The organism is Mycobacterium persicum (assembly GCF_002086915.1).
Lineage (GTDB): Bacteria > Actinomycetota > Actinomycetes > Mycobacteriales > Mycobacteriaceae > Mycobacterium > Mycobacterium persicum.
In genome coordinates this window covers 3,474,607-3,497,474 of sequence record NZ_MWQA01000001.1, presented here as the reverse complement: position 1 = coordinate 3,497,474, position 22,868 = coordinate 3,474,607, and the positions used below count along the sequence as shown (strand labels likewise).

The following is a 22,868-nucleotide window of genomic DNA, read 5'->3' as shown; positions in this document are numbered from 1 at the left end:
CCCGGCTAGGAGGAAATTCCGGTAATCAATCCGCACAACCCTTACGATGCCGACGTGGCCACACCAGAGGATCTCGACGGCGTCCTGGCAAATCTGAAAGCGCGCGTCGCGGCAGTCGAGAGATCGCAGGCCGACTACCGTTCGATGGTCGAGGCCATCAAGGCCTTCGGCGAAACGCAGCAACTGCTTGCCGACGTGCTTCGGGGTTACGCCGGTGAGATGAGAGCCACCGCCGACGACTCCAACCAACGCATCCGTTCGCTGGAAACCTCCACCGCCGAAATCAAGAATCTCCTCACCCGGGCGCTCGATCGCTGACCCGTCGGCCGCGCACCGACGTCACGCGTCGTCGACCCGTCGGGCCAGGAAGTCCAGGACAGCGCCGGCGAAAATGTCGTTGCGGTCACCGGCCACCATGTGCCCCGCACCACACACGTCGGTGAACTCCACCTGCGGGAAGCGGGACAGAAATTCCTCAGCACGCTCCTGACTGACCAGGTCGCTCATCTGGCCACGAACGAGCAGCATGGGCACGCCGCCATCCAGAATCGCCCCAACGGCGGCGTACAGGCGGTCGGCGTCGGTGACCTCGATCGGGGGAAACGCCGCGGCGCCGCTGATGAATTGCGGGTCCCAATGCCAATACCAGCGATCGCCGCGGCGGCGGAGGTTGGTGGTCAGACCTTCCAGATCGGACGGTCGTGGGCGATGCGGGTTGTACTCGGCGATCATGTCCGCGACTTCGTCGAGTGAACCGAACCCCGATTCCACCCGATTGGCCATGAATGCGTGCACCCGATTCGCCCCGGACGGGTCCATGTTCGGCACGATGTCCACCAACACCACCGCGCTGGCGATACCCGGCGCGAGCTCGCCGGCGAGCAGCATCGCGGTGAACCCACCCAGCGACGCGCCCACCAGCACCGGGCGCGGCGGCAGGCCGCGCAGTAGCTCCCGGACATCGCCGGCGAAGCTCACCACGCGATAGTCGCCTTCGCTGGACCAGTCCGATTCGCCGTGGCCCCGTAAGTCGACCGTGACAGCTTGCCAACCCCGTTCGGCCACGGCGGCAGCCGCCCGGCCCCAGGAGCGACGGGTCTGCCCGCCGCCGTGCAGGAACACCACGGCGCGCGCCCGCGGATCACCCAATCGGTCGGCGACGATGCGGACACCGCCCGGCCCCTGGATCGAAAACGATTCCGGTGCAGTCGTCATCAGCTGATGTTAAGACGCTCCGACGCAGCCCCGGCTGGCTAATCTAAGCCCCGGGACTCGGCTCGGTCAGCCGGCCCCCCGACATTGAAGGGTGCGCGATGGCATTCGAAAAGCCGACACCGGTCACCCAGCTGACGCTGGAACTGCGACTCGCCACGATGATGACGGGCGGAGTCAGTCTCGCGGTCTGGATAGCCGGCGTCGCGCGCGAGCTCAACCTGCTCGCGCAAGCCTCGCAATGGCGCAGGGCGGGCGGCACCTTCCCGACGAACAGCCGGCTCACCACCGAGTCGACGGCATCCCTGCGGCTTTATGCCCAACTCATCGACCTACTCGACATGATCGTCGACGTCGACATCCTGTCCGGGACAAGCGGGGGCGGCATCAACGCAGCTTTGCTTGCGTCGTCGCGCATCTCGGGCGCCGATCTCGGTGGGCTCCGTGACCTGTGGCTTGATCTAGGGTCCCTGACCGACCTGCTGCGAGACCCGCGAGACGAGTTCACGCCGTCCCTGCTGTACGGCGACGAGAAGCTGTTCGCCACGCTGGCGACGCAGTTACCCAGACTCGAGACCGGTCCGTTCCCGCCTGCGGAGTTTCCCGGCGGTATCCGGATCCCGTCCACCACCCTGTACATCACGACAACCCTGCTGTCCGGAGAGGCGAGCAGCTTCACCGACTCGTTCGGCACCCGCGTCCAATACGTCAACCGGCGTGGCCTGTTCACCTTCACCGAGGCAGACCTGACGAACCATGGCATCGCCTCGGCTCTGGCGCTGGCCGCGCGCAGCTCGGCCTCGTTTCCCCTCGCGTTCGAACCCTCGTTCGTGCCCTTCATGAAGGGGACCCCCGCGCAGGGCGCTGTCCCGGCCCGACCACCGATGGCGCCGTACGCCAATATCACCCGTCCGCACTGGGTCGCCGACGGCAGCCTGCTCGACAACCGGCCCATTGACGTGTTGCTCAAACGCATCTGCGACCGCCCCGCCCGGCGTCCGGTGCGCCGGGTGCTGCTGTTCGTCGTGCCGTCGTCCGGACCCCCACCGAACCTGGTGCAGCAGACGGCCCCGGACAGCGCCGACGAGCGGCTCGGGCTGCTCGCCAGCCTGTTGCGGGATCTGGGGGCGATCACCACTCAGTCCATCGCCACCGACCTGCGAGCGATTCGCGCCCATCAGGACCGCACGGCGGCGCGGATCGACGCGAAATTGCGCCTGGCCGAGTTGGCCGCGACGCTGCCGCACGGTTCTCGGCTACTGACCCCGCCGCTGCTGGCCGACTACCAGTCACGGGAGGCGCAAAAACATGCGCGCGAGCTGACCGATGCGCTGTTCCGCCAGCTGGGCAGCTGGCTACCGGCGTCGAGCACCGCAACCGAACGGGTTCCCAAGAACTGGGAGCCCGAACTGGCGGCAGTCGATACCGAGAAGGCGTGCCGCCAACACATCACCGAGGCGCTGCTGAGATGTTGGTCGCAACCGCCCCACCAGCCGCTACCCGAGAGCACCGCCGACCTCGCCCGGTATGGCCAGCCGGCATACGAGCTTGCCAAGGGCAGCGCGCTCGCCGTCGCCCAGGCGGCATACCACCTGGCGAAGTCCGACTCCGATATCGCCGAATTGGCGGCGCTCACCGGCACCATCCATGCCGCGGGCCCGTCGCCCACCGCGGTCGACCTGGGTGATCTTGTTCGCGCGGTATGCGAGAACACGTCCATCCGCGAAGGGTCGCTCAAGGATGCCGCCGCCTTGATCGCCGACGGCTATCTCCAACAGTTGGCGGTGCAACAGGACGCCTGGGACCGGCTCGGCGACGCCTTGGTCAACGGCTATGACACGCTAAAACGGTTGTGCGCCAACGCCGCGGCTGCCGCCGGCGCCGATCGGGGCGGGTTGCTGTCACACGATCGCGTCGGTCCCAGTGCGCTCGACACCTACCTGGACTACCTGGGGACCGGCGACGACCCCACGGCGATAGCGACGAAATTGTTCGATCTGGCCGCGACACAGCGGGCCATGCTGCCGGCAGATTCGGGGATCGAGCAGCCGGTGGAGCTCGTGCAGGTCAGTGCCGATACCCGCAGTCTGCTCGCGCCCGACTGCCGCAGTGCCCAGCAGAAGCTCACCGGCATGCAGTTCCATCAGTTCGGCGCCTTCTACAAGCGGTCCTGGCGCGTCAACGACTGGATGTGGGGACGGCTCGACGGAGCCGGCTGGCTGGTCCATGTCCTGCTGAACCCCCGACGTGTGCATTGGATCGCGCAGACCCGGGTCGGCACGCCCGGACCGGAGAGCCGCGCGCAGTGGTTTCTGCGTCAACTCAAAACCCTGGGCGCACCTGAGTTTCCGCGTTCGGGCTACCGGCTGCCGACCTTTGGTGGCGGCCCTGAGCAGCTACTCACCGAAAACATGGTGCTCGACGAGCTGGCATTTCTCGACGACCCGACGATGCCGTTGCCGACGAGCATTCCGCTGACGGCGCTGTGGCTGGCGCAGGCGTGGCACCAGCGAATCCTCGACGAGGAGCTAGACACACTGGCCAACACGGTGATCGACCCGCAGCCGGGACAGCGACCGGATTGGAGCCCGACAACATCGCGCAGCTGGGCCAAGAAAGTGTTGGCCGCAACGCAGGGGGACGCCAAATACGCTCTCTTGAACGAGAACCCGGTCGCGGGCGAATCATTCGCCAGCGACAAGCGATCACCGCTGATGGCGCAAACCCTGGCGAAGGCCGTCGCGACCGCCTCGGCGGCGGCGGGCTCAATTCGGTTGCTGCCCAGCGCTTTGAAACCGTCCGTGGTCACCCTGCGAACGCTGGCGCTAGGTGGATACCGGGTGGTGTCGTTGACCAAAGGCATCGCCCGTACCACGATCATGGTCGGCGTCATGCTGCTAATCCTGGGTGTTGCCACCGCGATTCAATCGGCAACGGTGCTCGGCGTCACCGGCCTGATCATGGCCGGAACCGGCAGTTATCTGATCGTCCTGGGAACATGGCAGTTCTCCAGCAGGTCGCTCTTTGCGCTGCTATCGGTCACGCTGGCCGGCGCGGTGCTTGCGCTGGCAACGCCCGTCGTACGCAGCTGGCTGTTCGGCGACGCCGACCATCCCGGTCTGCTCGGCGCCAACATCTACTGGCTCGGCGAACAGTGGTGGCGGCCGCTGATCGCCGTGGGCGCGGTCGCGCTGGGCATCACGGTCATCGCGGCCGCCAAGCCCGGACGCCGGTGAAAGCACGTCATAGCGCACGGATCCCGTTGTAGAGCACCATCACTCCGATCAACACCAACACCACCGCCAGCATTGCGGCGTGGTTCTTCGCCATCCAGTCTTTGAGCCGGGTCAGCGGCTCGTCGAGGCGATCGGCGGCACTCAGGTAACCCACTATCGGGAAGGCGACCGTACTCCCGGCCAGCGCGACGAAGATCGCGGCGCATATCAACTTACCGGCAACGCCGAGCGCACTGGTGCCGATAGCCAATCCACCCGCCAGGCAAATGATCAGCACCTCGGGTCGCAGCACCACCAGCACCGCCGCGGTGATACCGGCGCGCCGCGGCGTAATCGTCGAGAACGACCGCATCCAGCGCGGCGATTCGGCGTGTCCATGGCGAGTCAGCCAGCGGTAGCCGCCGAACAGGATCAGTGCCGAACCAAGGACCACCCGCACCCAGGATGCCCAGGCCGGCGGCGTCCGGTGCAGGCCGCCGAGCAGACCGGAGCCCGCGATGAAGATCGCGGTCACCGCCGCCAGTCCCAACAGCCAGCCGCCCAGGAATGCCAGGCCCGTCGGCCGCGGCCGCGGCGCGTGCAGCACCAGGACCGCCGGGATGACCGTCAACGGCGAAACCGCGATCACGAGCGCGAGCGGAATCAGCGGGGCCAGCACCGTGCCCCAATTTGCTGTCACGGGCTGAAATCTTCGCATCGACCGGCCACCGCACCGCGCCCCGGGGGTTGGATCTCCCAGGGATTCGCCTTGACGAGCGACGATCCGGTCTATGATCCGGCGTTGTGAGGGACGCGTATCCCGAACATGGGCCCGCGTCGCCGCCACGGTATCTCGTAGCGATCCTGATGTTCGTCGTGCCGATGAGCCAGATCCCGCTGGACCTCTACACCCCGGCGCTGCCACAGATGGTCGTCGATCTGCGCGCCTCGCCGACGGCGATGCAACACACCGTGGCGGCCTACCTCCTCGGGATGAGTTTGGCGCTCGTCCCCGTCGGAGTCGTCGCGGACGCCCGCGGCCGCAAACCGGTCCTGCTGTCCTGCCTGGGCATCGTTGTCGCCACCAGTGTGCTGTGTGCGCTAGCCGGCAGCGTGCCGGTGCTTCTCGCGGCGCGCTTCGCCGAGGGCGCGGCCGCGTCCGCCTGCATGGTGGTGCCTTACGCCATTGCCGCTGATTGCTTCCGCGGTCGGCGATTGACATCGGTGTCGGGACTACTCGGCGTCGCGTGGGGGCTGGCGCCGGTGCTGGCGCCGGCGGCCGGCGGGGTGCTGGTCCAGTTTCTCAACTGGCGGCTGGTGTTCGCCTCGATCGCGGGGTTGGCCGCGCTCGCCGCGGTGGTCGTGGTGCTGCTGTTGCCCGAAACGCTTGCGCGGCAGAAGCGTTCACCGGTCCACCCGAGGCCGATCATCCGGGTGCTGGCCGCCGCGCTGCGGCATCGGGTGTTCACCAGCTTCGTGCTGGTTTTCGGCCTGATGGCCTCGGCGCAGCTTGCCTTCGGGGTGGCCGGACCCTTCCTGTACCAGCAGAACCTGGGTTTCTCGCCGGCGGCTTACGGTTTGATGGCACTGATCGTCGGGGTGGCTAACCTGTTCGGAGAACTGGCCTGCGGCATTTTGGCGGTGCGCATCTCGGCGCGTCGGCTCGCCATGGGCGCGCTGACGGTCTTCGGCATCGGCACCTCGATACTGGTCGGATCGGGACTGCTGATCGGAAACGACGCGTGGGCGCTCACCATCGGTTCCGGTCTGGCGTTGTCCGGGTGCGGGGTGCTCTGCCCGCAGATGTACGGCCTGGCGATGGGCTTGTTCACCCGCAATCTCGGATTGATCGGCGGGCTGGTGAGCGGCATCGGTTATCTCGTGGTCAGCGCCGCCATGGCGGCTGTCGGCGCCTTCCATGAACGCACCCAGACACCGCTGGGGCTGTTGTTCGCGGCTTGTGGCGCAACAGCATTCGTGTTGCTCGCCTGGGCCATGGCCCGGTACGGACGAGTCCGGCAACCGGCACATTGACGCCTGCCGGCTCGGTCAGGACTGCGAGTTCTTGCCGACCGTGACCGGTGCCGAGCTGGGCGGCACCAGCAGCGTGCCACGCAGACTGCCCTTGGCGGTGCGAAGGGTCACCAGAACCCAGGTAGCGAGTAAGCCCGCATATCCGATGACGGCGGCCACCTTGAACGCAGGCAGCTGCGTGTGCACGGCCAGCTGCGACGTACCGGTGACGAAGGTGCCTACCGGGAAGGTGAGGCTCCACCATGTCAGGGCAAATGGCATGCCGCGCAGCAAGGTTCGAACCGTCAGCGAGGTGGCCAAGGCAATCCAGAGCACCGCGAAACCCCACACCGGAACCCCGAAGATGATCGCGAACCCGGCCATGTCCTCGGCCAGCTCGTGCGGCACCGCGCCGGTTAGCGCACCGGCCGCCAAAAGTCCTGCGGCGGTGATGGATTGGCCCAGCGGCCCCAGCACGATCCACAGTGTCGGCACCCGCACCGAGCCGGAGGTGCCGTACAACGCCAGCCGGCTCCAGATCATCGCGATGATGTTCAGCGACGCCACGAACGACAGTCCGAACATCGCGTAGCAGCCGTAGAGCATGGTCTCGCGGCCGGTGCCCGCCGGCATGTGCGGGAGTAGTTGCGCCCCGGTCGCGGCCGACACCATCGGCGGGACCACCGGCATGAGCCAGCCACCGAATGCCGCGTCCGGCTCCACCCGAAGCTGGGTGAACATCAGGAACGGAATGCTGACGGCGGTGAACAGGCCGCCGAGCGTTCCCGCGCTCCACAGCACCCAGTGCAGGTCGACGGCGATGCGCTCGCCAATGAGGTGCGCGCCGGCCAGCACTGCGCCCGAGCCGACGGTCATCAGCGCCATGGGTGCGGCGCCGTAGAAGTGGGCCATCTGCGGATTGCGGGCGTGCGTGCGGGCCACCGTGGGGTGGCGCAGCCAGTGACCGCCAACCAGAACGATCAGCACGACCAGCAGGACCGTCGCCATCACCCAGACCGCTTCGGCAAAGGCGTGCAACCCCGGCAGGTGGACCGGCAGGGTGGCCCCGGCGATGGCCACGATTCCGGTGCCCATGACCGAGGCGAACCAGTTGGGCCCGATATTGCCGAGCACTTCCACCCGGGTGGGCGCCGACGAAGCATCCGCCGAGCTTGCGGTGGCCATAGCTGAGCAACACTACCGGCGTAGCAGCTTCGACGAGGACCCGGCAGTCCGGAGCCGCCCGCCCGGGCACTGTGCGCCGCGATGGCGCACCGCCCGCTGCGCACTGAGTGAGTGGTCGAGCACAACCCACGGCGCAACCTGTGCAGTGCCGCGATTCGCGAATTGATAACTCTCATTTAAGGTTTGAGCGAGCGTATGCATGGACTTCTCCCTTGTTCGGCGTCGGGCGCCATGGTGCAATCGATCGACCGTTTCGACACCGCATTTCGGCGTGATGTTTGAAAGACGGGGCATCTGAAAGCATTTGCGATGGGAGAGCTGTTGTGACGCTGTGGGTGGTTCCGGAGGGTTTGGCAGCTTCGGCTGCACGGATCGAGGCGCGGAGCGCGCAGCTGGGCGGCGCCCACGCGGCGGCAGGGCTCGAACAGCTGGCCCGCTCTGAAGCACCGACAGCCCAGGGCTCGGCCAGTTACGCCGCCGGCGATGCCGCCGCAGCGGTCTCCTACGGACCCGCCGGCGATCTGGCATGAGCGCGCTGATCTGGTTGGCCAGCCCCCCGGAGGTGCATTCGACGTTGCTCAGCGCCGGCCCGGGCCCGGCCCCGGTGTTAGCTGCCGCAACGCAGTGGTCATCACTGAGCACCGACTATGCCGCCACGGCCGAAGAACTCACCATGGTGCTGGCCGCGGTCAGCGCCGGGGCCTGGCAAGGACCCAGCGCCCAACTCTGCGCAGCAGCCTACGCACCCTATCTGGCGTGGTTGGTTCAGGCCAGTGCCGACGCTGCGGCCACCGCCGCGGCTCATGAATCCGCGGCAACAGCATATGTCGGCGCCCTGGCGGCGATGCCGACTTTAACCGACCTGACCGCCAACCACGTCGCCCACGCAGTACTGATAGCCACGAATTTCTTTGGCATCAACACCATCCCGATCGCGCTCAACGAAGCCGATTACCTACGGATGTGGATCCAAGCCGCCGCCACCATGAGCGTCTATGAAGCCATCACCACAACCGCACTGGCCACCACACCACACACCACCCCCGCACCCGTCATCATCAAACCCGGCAGCACCACCACCGCCGCCCTCACCCAAACCGCCCTCGCACCCTTCCCGATATGGCAAATCCTGCGCGATATTTTAGGGATTATCGTCACGGAGCTGGTTGGCATACCCGCGTTCTGGATCCTGCTGCCGGTTGTCCTCTTTCTCGTCCCGTTTGGCCTCTTCTTCTACGGCCTAGCCGTGTTAATGGGACAGACTGGAATAGCCGACTCCATTCTGGCTAACGTCTGGGGCCTGATTACAAGCATGGCGGGTCTGGCGCTTCAAGTCATAACGACACCCTTTTTGGCCACTTACGAGATCATCGTAGGAATAATCAGCTGGTTGACCGGAAATCTCGGCGCGGTTGGTCCGGCGCTGTTTGACAATTTGGTCGAGGGGCTGGTGTTGGCAAGTCCGGCGGCGGCTGCGGCAAGCGCCAGCTCTGCGGCCCGAGCGGCTGGCTTTGCTTCGGCGATGGCGGTGGACACGGTGGGGCCGGCGGTTGCGGTGGTGTCGCAGACACAGTTGGTGTCGGGGGTGTGGGCGGGGAGTCTGGCACCGATGCCGGTGGCCGTTGCTGGTCAGGCCGCGGCTGATATGGGCAGTGCGGGGACCCTCGCCACGGGTTCTGGGGCTCAACCTGCCGGATTGGCCAGTCTGGGTGCCGGATTTGGTGATAGTGCGCGGCTGCCGATGCTGCCCGCTAGCTGGACGCCGGAGTTGGCTGGGGCGCCAGGCGAGGACGAGTTCGTCGGCGCAGCCGTTTGAGCCCGGTTTAAGCGTTCATTTAGCGGCTTCGTAATCCGCGCTTGTCGCCAAGGCGGCGTTGTTGCCTCACCGTATTGGCTCGGCTGAACAGTGAGCGATATCAACGTAAGAGTTTCAGTATGGCGAGTCGGCCGTGACATTTCAGGCTTCGCATGCCCGGGTTGCAGCGGACGCCGCCAAGGTGAATGCGCTGCTGGATATCGCGCAGGCCAAATTCGGTGAGGCCGCAGGCACATATCTGGCCGCGGATGCAGCAGCACCCTTGTTTTGCACGCTATTTAAGTCGACCGTCATCATTTGGGGGAATTTTGAAACGCGATGGAAAACCCAACTTGCGCGCGACTACATGAAAAATTCCCGGGAGCTTGCGAAGCTCGCAATGACGATGGATTTGACATACGCAGGAATCGGATCACGTTCGATTGGGTGAACGGCGGCGACGTGGCACGCTCAGCGCGAGCCAGCCTGATGGCCAACAGGGTTCTTCCGGTGGCGCAGTGGATCACAATCCAGCCGGTACCCGGGCCGGTGCCTACGTAGCGAGCCGTCTCGCGCCGCGGCCCAAGGCCGGTTGCGGCGCGTCTCACCCGTCCTCGGTGAGCTGGCCGGCCCTGCTCAACCGTGACGGTCACCTGACCCCAGAGCTGACCGTCACGATCGTCGAGCAGGTGGCGGCGGCGCTCGACGCCGCCCACGAACAGGGATTGGTGCACCGCGACGTCAAGCCGTCCAATCTGTTGATCACTGCCGACGAGTTCGTCTACCTGATCGATTTCGGGATCGCCCGCGGCGAAGCCGCCCCAAAATTGACCTACACCGGCTCGATCCTGGGCACCTGGGGCTACATGGCGCCGGAGCGTTTCACCGACGGGACCAACGATGCCTGCGTCGACATCTACGCGTTGGCGTGTGTGCTCTACGAATGCCTCACCGGGCAGTTGCCGTTTCCGGGTGAAACGCTCGAACAGCAGTTCACCGGGCACACGACACAGGACCCGCCACGTCCCACCGACGTCAAGCCCGAACTGCCGGCCGGGTTTCGACGAGGTGATCGCCCGGGGTTTGGCCAAGAATCCCGACCAGCGCTACCCCACCGCCCGGGAACTGGCCGCCGCGGCTCGCAACGCCGGCGGAACCGCGGCGGCCCGACGCGACACCCGACAACAGCGGCACCGCCGAGCAGCCAGCCCGATCGGAGACGGCCACACGACCGCCCTCACAGGGCGCGCCGGCATGGCACCGGCGCAAGCCCTGGCAACTCGGCGGTGCGGCCGCTGCCTTGGTCATCGCTGTCGTCGGGGTCGGCGCGATCGCGGGAAACCCGACGGCCCAGACCCTCTCGCAGGCCGCGGGACCGTCCGAGCCGCTCCGGCCGGCACCGGTCGTGTTGCCGTTCACCGGGCTCAACGGCCCCACCCCGGTCGCGGTCGGCCCCGGTGGCGCCGTCTACGTCGGCGACTACTACAACAACCGGTGGTGCAGCTGGCGTCCGGTTCGTTCGCCGAGACCGAGCTGCCGTTCAGCGGGCTTCACCGCCCCCAATCCCTGGCGGTGGACACCACTGGCACCGTGTATGTCTCCGACCTCCGTGGCGAGGTGCTCACCCTAACCGATCGGTCCGGATTTCGGTTGCTCGATGCGGGCCAAGACGCTTCGCGAGCCACATACACTGCCTGCAGTAATGCTTTCTTCGCAGACGAGGTTCGCATTGAGAAGAGTCCCGCTTGCGGTGTGGTTTTCGGTCCTGCTACTGATCGCCGCGCTAGCCATGCCGATCAAGCAACGGTGCGGGACACCGAGCCGCAGCTGCGCCAGCACGCTGGACGCAAACGGCAACCTTCACTACTACTACGAGGTCGAACCACTGGGGGTCTTCCTCCTGGAAATGATCACCGGCACCAACATCCGCTGGTATTACACCTCCGGCGAGGAAATCTCGTAAGCGCAAGGCGCATAACGGGTTTGGCTAGCCCCGGCAGACTTGCGGCGCATACTGCACGGTCGTGGTAGACGGCGTGTTGAATTGAGAGTCGATGGTGAGCTCGGGAATCACCGGCTGATTTTCGACGCCGAGCCGCTTCAGCTCGAGGTTGATCTGCATGGTGTCGGGGGTGATCCTGCGGGCATTGGTGTCCCGGTCCGGCCGCATCGACGCATCGGTGCTGGCGGCGTCCTGGGTGCGGATGATGGCTAGGTCGTCGGTGTCCTGTTCCGGGCCGAGTTCGACGAACTTCTTGCCGTTGTTGGCGACACTGTACGTCAGGACGTAACCCACGAAGCCGGACGAGTGGTTACCCGCGGGCGACTGCGGCAACGGCTGCGCGAATCGAACCACCAGCTGCAACACGCCGCTTCGGGGATGACCGACGTCCACGGACGCCACGGTGAGGTTGTCGGGCGGCTTCGGTCCGTCCTGCAGCTGGCAGTTGAGCCGCCTCGGCAGGCGCGCCCAGTCATCGCGGGGTGATTTCACCCAGAACGCGACTCCGATTCCGACCAACATCAGCACCAAGGCGATGGGAATGAGCAGCCGCAGTGCCGCCGGCATCCCCGACCAGCCCCGGCGCACCCCGTTGGCAACGGCCCGAAACGGTGAGCGTGCCGTCGAGCGGTCTGCCCGGCAATGCTCGGTCCAGTGCTGACCGTCCCAATATCGCTGTCCGCCCGAACCGTCGGGATTGAAATACCAGCCTGCCGGCGGTGAGGTCGGCACGGTCACGCTCCATTCAACGTCGGGGTCGGTGAGGGCTCGGCCGGGTGCGCCGGATCACGGCGGTGAGTCCAACGACTCCGGGGGCGGATCGAGCATTTGGACGTGGTCACCCTGCCACTGAAACCCGACGGTGGTCAGGGTGCCGTCATCGCAGGCATCACAGCTTTGTCTGGTCCGGTAGGTGAGGACGACCAGGTCGTCGGTGGAGGCCGGAACCTCCAATTCGGTGAACGGATACGCCACCGGGGTGGCAGTGCCGACGAACGCCCCGCGGTGAAACATCAGCGCCTGGTCCGGTGAGCTGCGGGTGGCATCCACCACCGTCACCACCACCGCCGATAGGTCCGCGCACGGATCGTAGTCACTGAACTGCGGGGTGGGATTCCACGCTTTGCCGGTTTTCTTGTCCGGGGGAAGCTGGGCGAGCGCCGCGGATACCGCGGTTGCCTCATCCGGCCCGCACGGGCCCGCGGGCGGGGTGGACGTCGTCGTCGGCGCGTTCGACGGGGCGGTCGTGGGCGCCGCCGACGGACCGGCGCCGGGACGCGGCTTGCCCGAGAACACCACGACCGCCACGATGACGAGCGCTACGACGGCTAGGACAGCTAGGACCGCCGCCACCAGCCAGACGGCGCGCGCGGACCGGGCCGGCCCCGACGGTGGAGTCGTATCGACAGCGTCGGACGGCTCGTAGGCCGGCGGGGGCCAGTTAGGGTCGATATCGCCCGATGCCATGTTGGTGCCCGACACCCCTCCCTGTTGGGCGGCAGATGCCTCCCGGTACTTCCGAGCTTGGCGAATTGTAGCCAGAAGGTGCAGGTAGGGGAAATGAACCGGCCGCGGAGTAGCCGCTGCTCAGCGGGTGAATCTGCCCACATCCGCGCATCTGGAGTGGGGGCAGCGCAGCAATCTGCCGCATACTAGACGGCATGCAGCAAGCGACGTCCCCGCAAACCGCCGGCCCGGTGCCGTCCGGTGAACCGGTGACGGGTCGAGGCATGTGATGGGTCGTTCGGGCGGACGTCACCGCCGTCGCGCTGTCCGTAAGCCGTCGCCGCTGCGCCGACGGCTGTCGCGCAGTTTCATGACGCTGGTCTCCGTGGTGGCCCTGGGCATGACCGGGGCCGGATATTGGGTGGCCCACGGCGCGCTGAGCGGCATCACCATTTCGCAGGCCCTGACCGCCGAGGACCCGCGGTCCACCGGCAACAACATGAACATCCTGCTGATCGGGCTGGACTCCCGCAAAGACCAGGAGGGCAACGACCTGCCGTGGTCGATCCTCAAACACCTGCACGCCGGTGATTCCGACCAGGGGGGCTACAACACCAACACCCTGATCCTCGTGCACGTCGGCGCCGACGGAAAGGTCGTCGCTTTCTCGATACCCCGTGACGACTGGGTGCCCTTCACCGGCGTTCCGGGCTACAACCACATCAAGATCAAGGAAGCGTACGGGCTCACCAAGCAGTACGTCGCGCAGCAGTTGGCCAACCAAGGCGTGAGCTCCCAGCGAGAGCTGGAGACCCGGGGACGCGAGGCCGGCCGGGCCGCGACCCTACGGGCGGTACGCAGCCTGACCGGCGTTCCGATCGACTACTTCGCCGAGGTCAATCTGGCCGGCTTCTATGACCTGGCCGAGACGCTGGGCGGCGTCGAGGTGTGTCTCAACCACGCCGTGTACGACTCGTATTCGGGCGCCGACTTTCCGGCCGGACGCCAGCGACTCGACGCGACCCAGGCGCTGGCGTTCGTGCGGCAGCGTCACGGCCTGGATAACGGGGACCTGGACCGGACCCATCGGCAGCAGGCATTCCTGTCGTCGGTGATGCACGATCTGCAGGATTCGGGCACCTTCACCAACCTGGACCGCCTCGACAGCCTGATGGCCGTGGCTCGTAAGGACGTCGTGTTGTCGGCCGGCTGGGATGAGGACCTGTTCCGCCGCATGGGCGAACTGGCGGGCGGCAACGTCGAGTTCCGGACCCTGCCCGTGGTGCGTTACGACAACATCGACGGCCAAGACGTCAATATCATCGACCCGGCCGCGATCAAGGCCGAGGTAGCCGCGGCGATCGGCACCGGCGCCCCGGCAGCGACCACCACGACCCCGGCCGCGAAGCCGAACCCGTCCACCGTCGTCGATGTGGTCAATGCCGGCAGCATCAGCGGGATGGCCAGCCAGGTGTCCAGCGTGCTGCGAAAGCGCGGCTACACCGCCGGCCAGGTCCGGGACCGCCAAGCCGGCGATCCGTCGACCAGCACGATCAAATACGGCGCCGGCGCCCAAACCGACGCACAGAATCTGGCCAACCTGCTCGACGTCGATACGTTGAAAGCGGACCCCAGCCTGGCGCCCGGACACATTCAGCTGACCGTGGACACCGACTTCGCGATGCCGACCCTCGACGAATCCCAAGAAACGAGCAGCACCACCACATCGACCGGGACATCGAACGGGACGGCCGGGAACACCTACAACACCTATTACAGCGGCGGTACCACCAGCACATACCCGACGCCCGATCACGGCAAGCCGATCGACGGCGGTGGAGTTCCCTGCGTGAATTAAGGCGCGCAACGGGGCGCTGTTCGCGGTGCGTGAATTAGGCGTGCGTCCCGCCGTCGATGCGGATTTCGGTGCCGGTGATGAATGCACCGTCCTGCGACACCAGCATGGCGATGACGCCGGCGACCACCGACGGATCTGCCATTCCGGCGCCGCTGGATGTCTCGGTGGTGGGCAGCACCGGCAGCAGCCGGGTGAACAGCGACCAGTCGGCATCTTGCGGAAGGTAACCGCCGGTGGCATCGGTGATGCCGGACTTGATGCTGCCCGGCGCCACACACACCGCCCGCAGACCGCGCTTCGCATACTCGACTGCCAGGGAATGCGTAAAGGCTTGCACGCCGCCTTTATTCGCGGCGTAGGCGGCCATGTACGGGTGGGCAAACGCCGCCGAGGTGGAGCTGAAATTCACTATCGTGCTGCGCTGGTTGGCCAGCAGCGCCGGCAGGGCTTCCCGGACCACCAGAAAGGTGCCGGTCAGGTTGACCGCGATGATCTGATTCCACTGTTCGATGCCGGTCTGGTGAGTGTGCCCGGCGCGCAGCATGCCGGCCGCGTTGACCAGTGAGTCCAGGCCGCCCAGGGTCTCGACGGCGCGACGCACCCCCTCGATCACCGATCGCTCGTGGGCGACGTTCATCTCGCAGGTGGTGAACGTGCCACCGGTCCCGGCCTCGGCGGCGCGGGCCGCTGTCGTGGCCAAGCCGTCGGCCGCGATATCGCTGCCCACCACCGCGGCCCCCTCGTCGAGCAGCCGCAGCGCGGTGGCCTGGCCGATCCCCGAGGCGGCGCCGGTCACCAGGATCCGCTGGCCGTGCAGTCGCTCCATGGCCTCAGACCACTCCGCGTAGTCCGTCACGGCCAAACACCGGTTCCAGCATCGCCGAGAAGTCCGGGCCCCGTCGCAACATGTGGCCGCCGTCGACGTTGATCACCTGCCCGGTGATGAATCCGGCGGCGTCGCTGAGCAGAAACATCGCCAGGTTGGCGACGTCCTCGACCTCGCCGACCCGCGGCAGCGGCGTGCAGAGGGCGTAGTCGCGGCTCAGCTCCGGCGATTCGGTGACCGGCGCGACGAGTTCGGTGCGGATCAGTCCCGGACGGATGCTGTTGACCCGCACCCAGGATGGGCCGAGCTCGTCGGCCGCCAACTGCATCAGGTGGTCGACCGCGGACTTGGTGACCCCGTAGGCGCCGAACCAGCGGTGGGTATTGCTGGCCGCGATCGAGGAGATGCCGACAAAGGACCCGCCTCCGCCGCGCACCATCTCGCGCGCGGCGTGTTTGAGGACGTACATGGTGCCGTTGACGTTGAGGTCGACAGTGCGACGCCAGGCCGCCGAGTCGATCTGGGTGATCGGCCCGATGGTCTCCGACCCGCCGGCGCAGTGCACCACGCCGTGCAGCTGCCCATGCCAGGCCGTTACCGCGTGGACCGCACGGGCGGTCTCCTCCTCGTTGGTGACATCCGCGGGCTCGTAACGGATGGATCCGCCGCGTGCCTTCAGCGCTTCGAGTTCTCGCACGGCGCCCGCCAGCCGGTCGGGGTTGCGGCCGACGATCATGACCGAGGCTCCGGCCGCCACCAGACCGGCGGCCACCCCCTTGCCGATTCCGCTGCCGCCGCCGGTGACCAGGTAGGTCCGGTCTTGAAAGGAAAGCTGCATTCGAGCCCCTCACGGTGAAGCTGAAACAGGTTCTCGTTATCGAACCATGCGGCCGTCGGCGCGGGCATGAGTCCCCGGCGCCACCGAACACTTTCGTCACAGCTGTCTCACCGGTTTCTCGGGAAGTTGGGCGGCGACTTGCCCATCTACTAGCGACTGTGAAGGTGTCGCTGTTCCCGGTCGTGGGGCTGCGCTCGGGTGTGGACGGTGTGGATAGATGGAAATCGGGTGCTGATGCGGTTGAGTCGGCGCCGAGTGTGCCGTGATGGTTTCGAGTGTGCGTCTACGGCATTGACATTGCATCAAGGGCGGCAATCGGGCGGCAATTCTTCCGCCCAGGACGCACAATCGCGCCCGTGGGCGCAGCGTCGACGCCGTCACCGCGCGCTCGATGCGGCGGCACGACAACCGATTCGGTGAGCACCTGACACATCCCCCGAACGCCATCCCTCACAAGAGGTTTGAGCGACACCGCCCAATCGGTCTGCCGAAAACAGAAGGGACACCTCTGCCCCTTCCGGGTACCGGTGTGCCGGGTGTCACCCAAACTCGCGGCACTACGGCGTATCGCGGCGGGCCACCTTGGTCGGCTTGGCCGTACGCCAGTCTTCGACGTCGGGCGGCAGGCCGACCGGGAACCTGTTCTGGTTGTGGGCGGCCCAGTGGGCATGTCCCAACTCGTGGACGTGAAACGCGTGCCGCAGCGCCTCGGTGAAGCCCATGGCGTCGGAGGCCGCGTTGACCGAATCCTTGACCAGCAACGCCGCCATAGTGGGACGCTCGGCGATACGCCGCGCGAACTCCAGGGTCTTTTCCGCCAGCTCGGCGGCCGGAAAGACCTTCGACACCATGCCGAGCCGGTAGGCCTCGTCTGCATCCAGCGAATCACCGGTCAACAGCAGCTCTTTGGCCTTGCGCGGACCGAACTCCCAAGGGTGCGCGTAGTATTCGACGCCCGGCATACCCAGTCGCACCGCCACCACGTCGCTGAACTTGGCATTGTCGGCGGCGACAATCAGGTCGCACGCCCAGATCAACATCAGGCCCGCCGAGATCGCGTTGCCCTGGACCTGGGCGATGGTGATCTTGCGCAAATCGCGCCAGCGGCAAGTGTTTTGGAAGTAGAAGTGCCACTCCTGCAGGTACAGCTTTTCCATGACCGCATCGCGGGTGGCGCCGTGGGAGCGGAAGGTCGGATGCTGCGCCGGTCCGGGCTTGCGCTCCAGCATCGCCGCCTCGGACCCGAGGTCGTGCCCGGCGGAGAAGTTTTCTCCCCGCGCGGCCAGGATCACCACTCGCACGGCGTCGTCGGCCTCGGCCCGGCAGAACGCCTCGTCGAGCTGAACCAGCAGGGTTCGATTCTGCGCGTTGTGGGCCTCCGGACGGTTGAGCCAGATCCGCGCGATCCGCCCGTCGTCGAGGGTCTCGTATGCGACCAGCTCGGCGGGGGTGGCGCCGTCGGCCTGGGCACCGGCGTGATCCGAGAGTGTCATTGCGCCCACCTGTCTTGTCTCGCGTGGTCATCTGGGGCTGGCATCGACTTTACAGATTACGGCGACTCTGTAAGAAGAGCGCGGGCCGGGCCCTCGATGCGTCGTCACACGTTGGAAAAGATCTGCTGCGGCACCGGTCGTCGAGGCGTAGCGTGAATACGCCGTGCCCGACCCCGGGAGAATGGCAATGGCTCATCATCAATCGGATTTCTGTGTCGTGGGGGCGGTATATGCGGGGCTAACCGCCGCTTACCGCATTCATCAAGCGGGGCACTCGGTAACCGTGTTCGAAGCCGGACCCCGCGGTGGCGGGCGTACCTGGTCGGCAAAGCTTTCTAACGGTGCGCTCTTCGAGATCGACGGACAATGGGTGGGCGACGAGGACGCACAGCCGGACGTCCGCAGGCTCATGGATGAATTCGGAATCGAAGTCTATGGACAATGGGACCGGGGAAAGACCGTCTTCGTCGATTTGAAAAACAACATCCACACCTACGACGCCCATGATGCGAATCCGTTAATCGCGCTGCCGCCGATTTCGATGGCAGCAAAATTGGATCTAAGCAAGGCCATACTCAGTATGGAAAAGATGTCCGAAGTGGTTAATCCGGAAGCACCGTGGGACGACGTCCGGTTTCCGTTTACGGTCAGCCTGGGACCCGGCACCACCCGCGAAGCCGACCAGATGACCGTTCAATCCTGGTTCAACCTGAACATCATGACCAAAGAGGCAAGAGCGCTGCTGGGCGCGGCGATAGTCGGATATACGGGGGTGGAGCTCGCGGCGTGTTCGTTGCTGCACTGGCTGTTTGTCCTCAAGATCTACCGCAGCAAGCTCTTCAACATGAGCGGCCAGGCTCCGGGCCAGGCCCAGCAGTATCGCGTCCGCGGCGGAATGCAACAAATGGCGGATCGGATAGTGGCGACGCTGGGCCCCGAAGCGGTACACCTCAATTCACCGGTCCGTCAGATCACCCAGGACGCCAATGGAGTCACGGTAAGCGCGGAAAACGTCGCCGTCCGGGCCCGCCGGGTAATCGTCGCGACGAACATCTCCATGACAAACTTCATCCACTTCGATCCGATCTTGCCGCCGGACCGGGCGCAACTCCAGCACCGCGTCCCCACCGGCGCGTTTTGGAAAATCTGGCTCTGCTACGACGAGGCCTTTTGGCGCCGGCGCGGGTTGGTCGGTGAATCCATTTCGATCTACCCGGGCGATTACAGCCCCAACGCGCGGGAATGCGGGTTCGACGAAAGCAGCGACAGACCCGGCCTGATGAGTGTCTTCCTCGCCGGTGACAAAGCTCGCGATTTCAACCACCTGACCCGAGCCGAGCGCAAAGCGCAGGTTCTCAAAGAGATGTCGCATCGCTTCGGCGCAGACGGCGGGCAGTTGTCCGAACGGATTCACTTCCCGGCCGTGTCGCCGCAGAACCCGGCCGCGGACTCCTATTTCGAGTTCAACTGGTCCATGGACGAGTGGACCCGCGGGGATTTCGCCGGTTGCATGGGACCTGGAGTGTGGACCGGTCACGGGTTCGGGCCCGCGGTGCGCGAGCCGGTCGGACGTGTCCACTGGGCGGGCGTCGACACCTCGACGTACCCGTACCACTGTGTGAGTGGTGCGGCGCAATCGGGCGAACGGGCGGCCCGGGAGGTGCTCGCCGCGGATTGAGCCTGGCTCGCCGTCGTGGCTGCGTCCCGGATTTAGTTTCGCTTACAGTTGTGTAATGCCTACCAAAACTGACCATGGCGATATCGGCGACGTGGAACCGGTGGCCGACAGCACCGCGAGCCAGGCCAGGAGGGTCGTCGCCGCATACGCTAACGACGCCGACGAGTGCCGCATTTTCTTGTCCATGCTCGGTATTGGGCCGGCGAAGCTCGAGAGCTAATGGCTTCCAGGGGATCCGCGGAGCCCACAACAACGGAAGTCTTCGGGGACTCTGACTTCGTCGTCGTCGCCAACCGACTGCCGGTCGACCAGGAGCGGCTTCCCGACGGCACCACCACCTGGAAGCGCAGCCCTGGCGGGCTGGTCACCGCGCTCGAGCCGCTACTGCGGCGCCGGCGCGGGGCCTGGGTCGGCTGGCCCGGTGTTGCCGAAGCCGATGTCGACGTGGTTGACGAGCCCATCGTCCAGGATGAGCTGCGGCTGCATCCGGTACGGCTGTCCGCCGACGACATCGCTGAGTATTACGAAGGGTTTTCCAACGCCACATTGTGGCCCCTCTACCACGACGTCATCGTCAAGCCGCTCTACCACCGCAAGTGGTGGGAGCGGTATGTCGACGTCAACCGTCGCTTCGCCGAAGCCACCGCACGCGCGGCCGGTCGCGGCGGAACCGTCTGGGTTCAGGACTACCAGCTGCAATTGGTCCCCAAGATGCTGCGCACGATGCGGCCCGATCTGACCATCGGGTTCTTCTTGCACATCCCGTTTCCGCCGGTAGAGCTGTTCATGCAATTGCCGTGGCGCACCGAGATCATCGAGGGCCTGCTCGGGGCCGACCTGGTGGGGTTCCACCTGGTCGGCGACGCCCAGAACTTCCTGTTTCTGGCCAGACAGCTGCTCGACGCCGAAACGTCGCGCGGAGCTGTCGGCGTGCGGTCCCGATTCGGTGCGGTACAACTCGAGTCGCGCACGATTCGGGTGGGCGCCTTCCCCATCTCCATCGACTCCGGGGCGCTCGACCAGGCGGCGCGACATCGCGACATCAAGCGCCGGGCTCGCGAGATCCGCGCCGAACTCGGTAACCCCCGCAAGATCCTGCTCGGCGTGGACCGCCTCGACTACACCAAGGGCATCGACGTACGGCTGAAGGCGTTCTACGAGCTACTGGCCGAGGGGCGCGCCAAACGCGACGACACCGTGTTGATCCAGCTGGCAACACCCAGCCGCGAGCGGGTCGAGAGTTACCAGATACTGCGTAACGACATCGAACGCCAGGTCGGCCACATCAACGGCGAGTACGCCGAGGTCGGTCACCCGGTGGTGCACTACCTGCACCGTCCGGTGCCCCGCAACGAGCTGATCGCCTATTTCGTGGCCAGCGACGTCATGTTGGTCACCCCGCTGCGGGACGGGATGAACCTGGTGGCCAAGGAGTACGTCGCCTGCCGCAGTGATCTCGGCGGCGCCCTGGTCCTCAGCGAATTCACCGGGGCCGCCGCCGAACTGCGACAGGCATATCTGGTCAACCCGCATGACCTCGAAGGGCTCAAGGACGCGATCGAGGGGGCGCTCAACCAGAGCGACGAAGAGGGACGGCGCCGGATGCGCGCGCTGCGGCGCCAGGTGCTGGCCCACGACGTGGACCGCTGGGCTCGCTCGTTCCTCGACGCCCTTGCCGAGGCGCGTCCGAAGGACCCGGGTTAACTCCGGGGCCGGGAACGCAGCGGCAGTAACCGATGGTCCCGGGTGAAAACCAGGCGCACCAGCCCCAGTGCCACGACGACGGTGGTGGTCGCGACCGAGCCCAGGACCAGGAACATCACCACCGCCTGCACCAGCACGGCCTGCACCGGTGGCACCCCGGCAAGGATGAGTCCGGTCATGGCACCCGGAAGGAACACCAGTCCGGTGGCCTTCGTGGTCTCGATCTGCGGAGAGATCGCCGACCGCAGCGCGATCCGCAGATACGGAGCCGCGGCCTGACGCGACGGCTGCCCGAGGGCGAGTCTGGCTTCCACCTCGTCACGTTTGTCGCGCAGCTCGTCGACCAGGCGCCGGGCCACCAGCACCATGGCGGTCATCGAGTTGCCGATCATCATTCCGGCAATCGGCACCAGGGTTCGGGCCTGCAGCGGAAAGACCCGCAGCCCGAATATCACCCCCAAGGTGATCGCGGCCGCCGCGGCGAACGCGGCAATGGCCAGCGGCGCCAGCCGCGGCACCTCGGGTGCCCGCCGGCGGGCGACATCGCCGGCGTAGCCGATCATGCCCGCCGTCCACGCCGCCGACCACCACAACGACCGGCCGGGCGCGAAGAGCAGCGTCAGCGCGCCCCCGACGAGCAGCAACTGGACCAGCGCGCGGGCGGCCGCCCAGACTACCTGCCTTTCCAGGCCCAGCCGCTGCCACAGCGAGATGGCCGCCGCGAACACCACCAGGGCCAGCGATGTCGCCAGCCCGATCCAACCGACCTGGCCGGTCATGACGTCACCTGATCGTCGGCCTTACCGTCGCCCGGCTTGGAGGCCGGCTTGGAGACAACGTCGACGAGTCCTACGCAGCGGCCCCGTTCGATGTGCAAGATCCGGTCAGCGGCCCGCTCGGCTTGCGCCGGGTCGTGGGTGACCCACAGGGCGGGAATGCCGTCGTCGGCCAGCCCACGCACCGCACGCTCGATCACCCGGGCCGCTTCGGCGTCGACGGCTGAGGTGGGTTCGTCGAGCAGCAGCACCTGCGGGCGGGCCATCAGGGTGCGGGCCAGGCACATGCGCTGCGCCTCCCCGCCCGACAACGCGGTCGCGTCGCGGTCCAACCATGACCCGGTGAGCGCCACCCGGGCCAGCGTGTCCCGCAGCTGCGCTTGCGACGCAGTCGGCTCGGCGACCAGCAGGTTGTCGGCGACCGTGCCCGGAAACGGTGTAGGACGCTGGAAACACATGCCCACCCGGCGCCGCAGCCACAACGGGTCGGTCTCGGCTATATCCGTGCCGCAGAACAACACTCGCCCGCTCGTCGGCACCTCCAGTCGATTGCACAACCGCAGCAGGGTCGACTTGCCCGATCCGGACGGGCCGAACACCGCCGTCACCCCGTGCCGGGGAATGGCGGCGGTGAACCCGTCCAACGCTCGCACCCGGTCACGTTGGACGACAACGTCGGCGAAGTCGAACACCGAAACGTCATCCACTGCCAAATCCACTGCTAAGCCTCGATCTGCCCGGGGGTCGGTCGCGAACGATTCCTGCGGTACGCTCACTCCGAAGACTATCGGAACACGATATCGGAGTCCGAGTTGGCGGTGACGGGT

General features: G+C 66.4%; 21 protein-coding genes and 2 pseudogenes. 13 read left to right on the top strand and 10 right to left on the bottom strand.

Annotated elements, in window-relative coordinates; all coding sequences use genetic code 11:
* The first annotated feature begins 54 nt into the window (after nt 1-54).
* Nucleotides 55-318 (top strand): hypothetical protein, encoded by a 264-nt coding sequence (locus B4U45_RS16000; RefSeq protein WP_075545643.1) that lies wholly within the window; start codon nt 55-57, stop codon nt 316-318.
* Between the two features lie 21 nt (nt 319-339).
* Here B4U45_RS16000 and B4U45_RS15995 read toward each other — a convergent pair whose 3' ends face one another.
* Nucleotides 340-1,215, bottom strand: coding sequence for an alpha/beta fold hydrolase (locus tag B4U45_RS15995; RefSeq protein WP_176357749.1), 876 nt, complete (start codon nt 1,213-1,215; stop codon nt 340-342).
* A gap of 98 nt (nt 1,216-1,313) precedes the next feature.
* Between B4U45_RS15995 and B4U45_RS15990 the strand changes: the two genes are divergently transcribed.
* Nucleotides 1,314-4,448, top strand: coding sequence for a patatin-like protein (locus tag B4U45_RS15990; RefSeq protein WP_082275244.1), 3,135 nt, complete (start codon nt 1,314-1,316; stop codon nt 4,446-4,448).
* Between the two features lie 7 nt (nt 4,449-4,455).
* On the opposite strand, the gene B4U45_RS15985 is transcribed toward B4U45_RS15990, so the two are convergent.
* Nucleotides 4,456-5,145 carry a GAP family protein gene (locus B4U45_RS15985; protein WP_075545642.1) on the bottom strand — a complete coding sequence of 230 codons (690 nt, stop codon included), beginning with the start codon at nt 5,143-5,145 and terminating at the stop codon, nt 4,456-4,458.
* Between the two features lie 86 nt (nt 5,146-5,231).
* On the opposite strand from B4U45_RS15985, the gene B4U45_RS15980 reads away from it, so the two are divergent.
* Complete coding sequence (locus B4U45_RS15980; protein ID WP_240316516.1) at nt 5,232-6,461, top strand: multidrug effflux MFS transporter; 1,230 nt, start codon at nt 5,232-5,234, stop codon at nt 6,459-6,461.
* 15 nt (nt 6,462-6,476) lie between these two features.
* Here B4U45_RS15980 and B4U45_RS15975 read toward each other — a convergent pair whose 3' ends face one another.
* Nucleotides 6,477-7,625: a TDT family transporter gene (locus tag B4U45_RS15975; RefSeq protein WP_083154122.1), complete on the bottom strand. Its 1,149-nt coding sequence runs from the start codon at nt 7,623-7,625 to the stop codon at nt 6,477-6,479.
* Nucleotides 7,626-7,948: 323 nt separating this feature from the next.
* Here B4U45_RS15975 and B4U45_RS15970 point away from each other — a divergent pair, with 323 nt between their 5' ends.
* The 6 genes and pseudogenes from B4U45_RS15970 to B4U45_RS15945 all read left to right on the top strand — a co-directional run bounded on the left by B4U45_RS15970 (nt 7,949) and on the right by B4U45_RS15945 (nt 11,383).
* Nucleotides 7,949-8,155, top strand: coding sequence for a hypothetical protein (locus B4U45_RS15970; RefSeq protein WP_075545639.1), 207 nt, complete (start codon nt 7,949-7,951; stop codon nt 8,153-8,155).
* Nucleotides 8,152-9,441, top strand: coding sequence for a PPE family protein (locus B4U45_RS15965; RefSeq protein WP_075545638.1), 1,290 nt, complete (start codon nt 8,152-8,154; stop codon nt 9,439-9,441). Before B4U45_RS15970 ends, B4U45_RS15965 begins: the two co-directional genes overlap by 4 nt.
* Before the next feature lie 112 nt (nt 9,442-9,553).
* Nucleotides 9,554-9,700 (top strand): annotated as a pseudogene (locus B4U45_RS29905) (type VII secretion protein EsxS); the annotation flags it as partial.
* 238 nt (nt 9,701-9,938) lie between these two features.
* A pseudogene (locus tag B4U45_RS30435) lies at nt 9,939-10,373 on the top strand (serine/threonine-protein kinase); the annotation flags it as partial.
* 452 nt (nt 10,374-10,825) lie between these two features.
* The gene (locus B4U45_RS30430; RefSeq protein WP_371687269.1) at nt 10,826-11,050 is read left to right on the top strand and encodes a hypothetical protein; all 225 of its coding nucleotides are present in this window, start codon (nt 10,826-10,828) and stop codon (nt 11,048-11,050) included.
* A gap of 99 nt (nt 11,051-11,149) precedes the next feature.
* Nucleotides 11,150-11,383, top strand: coding sequence for a hypothetical protein (locus tag B4U45_RS15945; protein ID WP_075545635.1), 234 nt, complete (start codon nt 11,150-11,152; stop codon nt 11,381-11,383).
* Nucleotides 11,384-11,407: 24 nt separating this feature from the next.
* On the opposite strand, the gene B4U45_RS15940 is transcribed toward B4U45_RS15945, so the two are convergent.
* Both B4U45_RS15940 and B4U45_RS15935 read right to left on the bottom strand, forming a co-directional pair.
* Complete coding sequence (locus B4U45_RS15940; RefSeq protein WP_075545699.1) at nt 11,408-12,154, bottom strand: DUF2510 domain-containing protein; 747 nt, start codon at nt 12,152-12,154, stop codon at nt 11,408-11,410.
* 54 nt (nt 12,155-12,208) lie between these two features.
* Nucleotides 12,209-12,889 (bottom strand): LppP/LprE family lipoprotein, encoded by a 681-nt coding sequence (locus B4U45_RS15935; protein WP_219859572.1) that lies wholly within the window; start codon nt 12,887-12,889, stop codon nt 12,209-12,211.
* Nucleotides 12,890-13,157: 268 nt separating this feature from the next.
* On the opposite strand from B4U45_RS15935, the gene B4U45_RS15930 reads away from it, so the two are divergent.
* Nucleotides 13,158-14,726 carry an LCP family protein gene (locus tag B4U45_RS15930; protein WP_075545634.1) on the top strand — a complete coding sequence of 523 codons (1,569 nt, stop codon included), beginning with the start codon at nt 13,158-13,160 and terminating at the stop codon, nt 14,724-14,726.
* A 34-nt stretch (nt 14,727-14,760) separates the two neighbouring features.
* Here the strand turns inward: B4U45_RS15930 and B4U45_RS15925 are convergent, their stop codons facing one another.
* From B4U45_RS15925 to B4U45_RS15915, 3 genes are all read right to left on the bottom strand, one after another.
* Entirely contained in the window at nt 14,761-15,552 is a 792-nt protein-coding gene (locus B4U45_RS15925) for an SDR family NAD(P)-dependent oxidoreductase (protein ID WP_075545633.1), read from the bottom strand.
* A 4-nt stretch (nt 15,553-15,556) separates the two neighbouring features.
* Entirely contained in the window at nt 15,557-16,390 is an 834-nt protein-coding gene (locus B4U45_RS15920; protein ID WP_075545632.1) for an SDR family oxidoreductase, read from the bottom strand.
* Nucleotides 16,391-16,947: 557 nt separating this feature from the next.
* Nucleotides 16,948-17,883, bottom strand: coding sequence for an enoyl-CoA hydratase (locus tag B4U45_RS15915; RefSeq protein ID WP_219859447.1), 936 nt, complete (start codon nt 17,881-17,883; stop codon nt 16,948-16,950).
* A 187-nt stretch (nt 17,884-18,070) separates the two neighbouring features.
* Here B4U45_RS15915 and B4U45_RS15910 point away from each other — a divergent pair, with 187 nt between their 5' ends.
* The 3 genes from B4U45_RS15910 to B4U45_RS15900 are packed head-to-tail and all read left to right on the top strand — an operon-like array spanning nt 18,071 to nt 21,265.
* On the top strand, nt 18,071-19,561 hold the full coding sequence (locus B4U45_RS15910) for a flavin monoamine oxidase family protein (protein ID WP_158006301.1): 1,491 nt from the start codon (nt 18,071-18,073) through the stop codon (nt 19,559-19,561).
* A 55-nt stretch (nt 19,562-19,616) separates the two neighbouring features.
* Nucleotides 19,617-19,781 carry a hypothetical protein gene (locus B4U45_RS15905; RefSeq protein ID WP_023368290.1) on the top strand — a complete coding sequence of 55 codons (165 nt, stop codon included), beginning with the start codon at nt 19,617-19,619 and terminating at the stop codon, nt 19,779-19,781.
* Nucleotides 19,781-21,265, top strand: coding sequence for an alpha,alpha-trehalose-phosphate synthase (UDP-forming) (locus B4U45_RS15900; RefSeq protein ID WP_075545630.1), 1,485 nt, complete (start codon nt 19,781-19,783; stop codon nt 21,263-21,265). Before B4U45_RS15905 ends, B4U45_RS15900 begins: the two co-directional genes overlap by 1 nt.
* On the opposite strand, the gene B4U45_RS15895 is transcribed toward B4U45_RS15900, so the two are convergent.
* Both B4U45_RS15895 and B4U45_RS15890 read right to left on the bottom strand, forming a co-directional pair.
* Nucleotides 21,262-22,044 (bottom strand): ABC transporter permease, encoded by a 783-nt coding sequence (locus B4U45_RS15895; RefSeq protein ID WP_075545629.1) that lies wholly within the window; start codon nt 22,042-22,044, stop codon nt 21,262-21,264. The genes B4U45_RS15900 and B4U45_RS15895 overlap by 4 nt on opposite strands.
* Nucleotides 22,041-22,760: an ABC transporter ATP-binding protein gene (locus tag B4U45_RS15890; RefSeq protein ID WP_371687266.1), complete on the bottom strand. Its 720-nt coding sequence runs from the start codon at nt 22,758-22,760 to the stop codon at nt 22,041-22,043. The genes B4U45_RS15895 and B4U45_RS15890 overlap by 4 nt, the downstream gene beginning before the upstream one ends.
* Nucleotides 22,761-22,868: the final 108 nt, after the last annotated feature.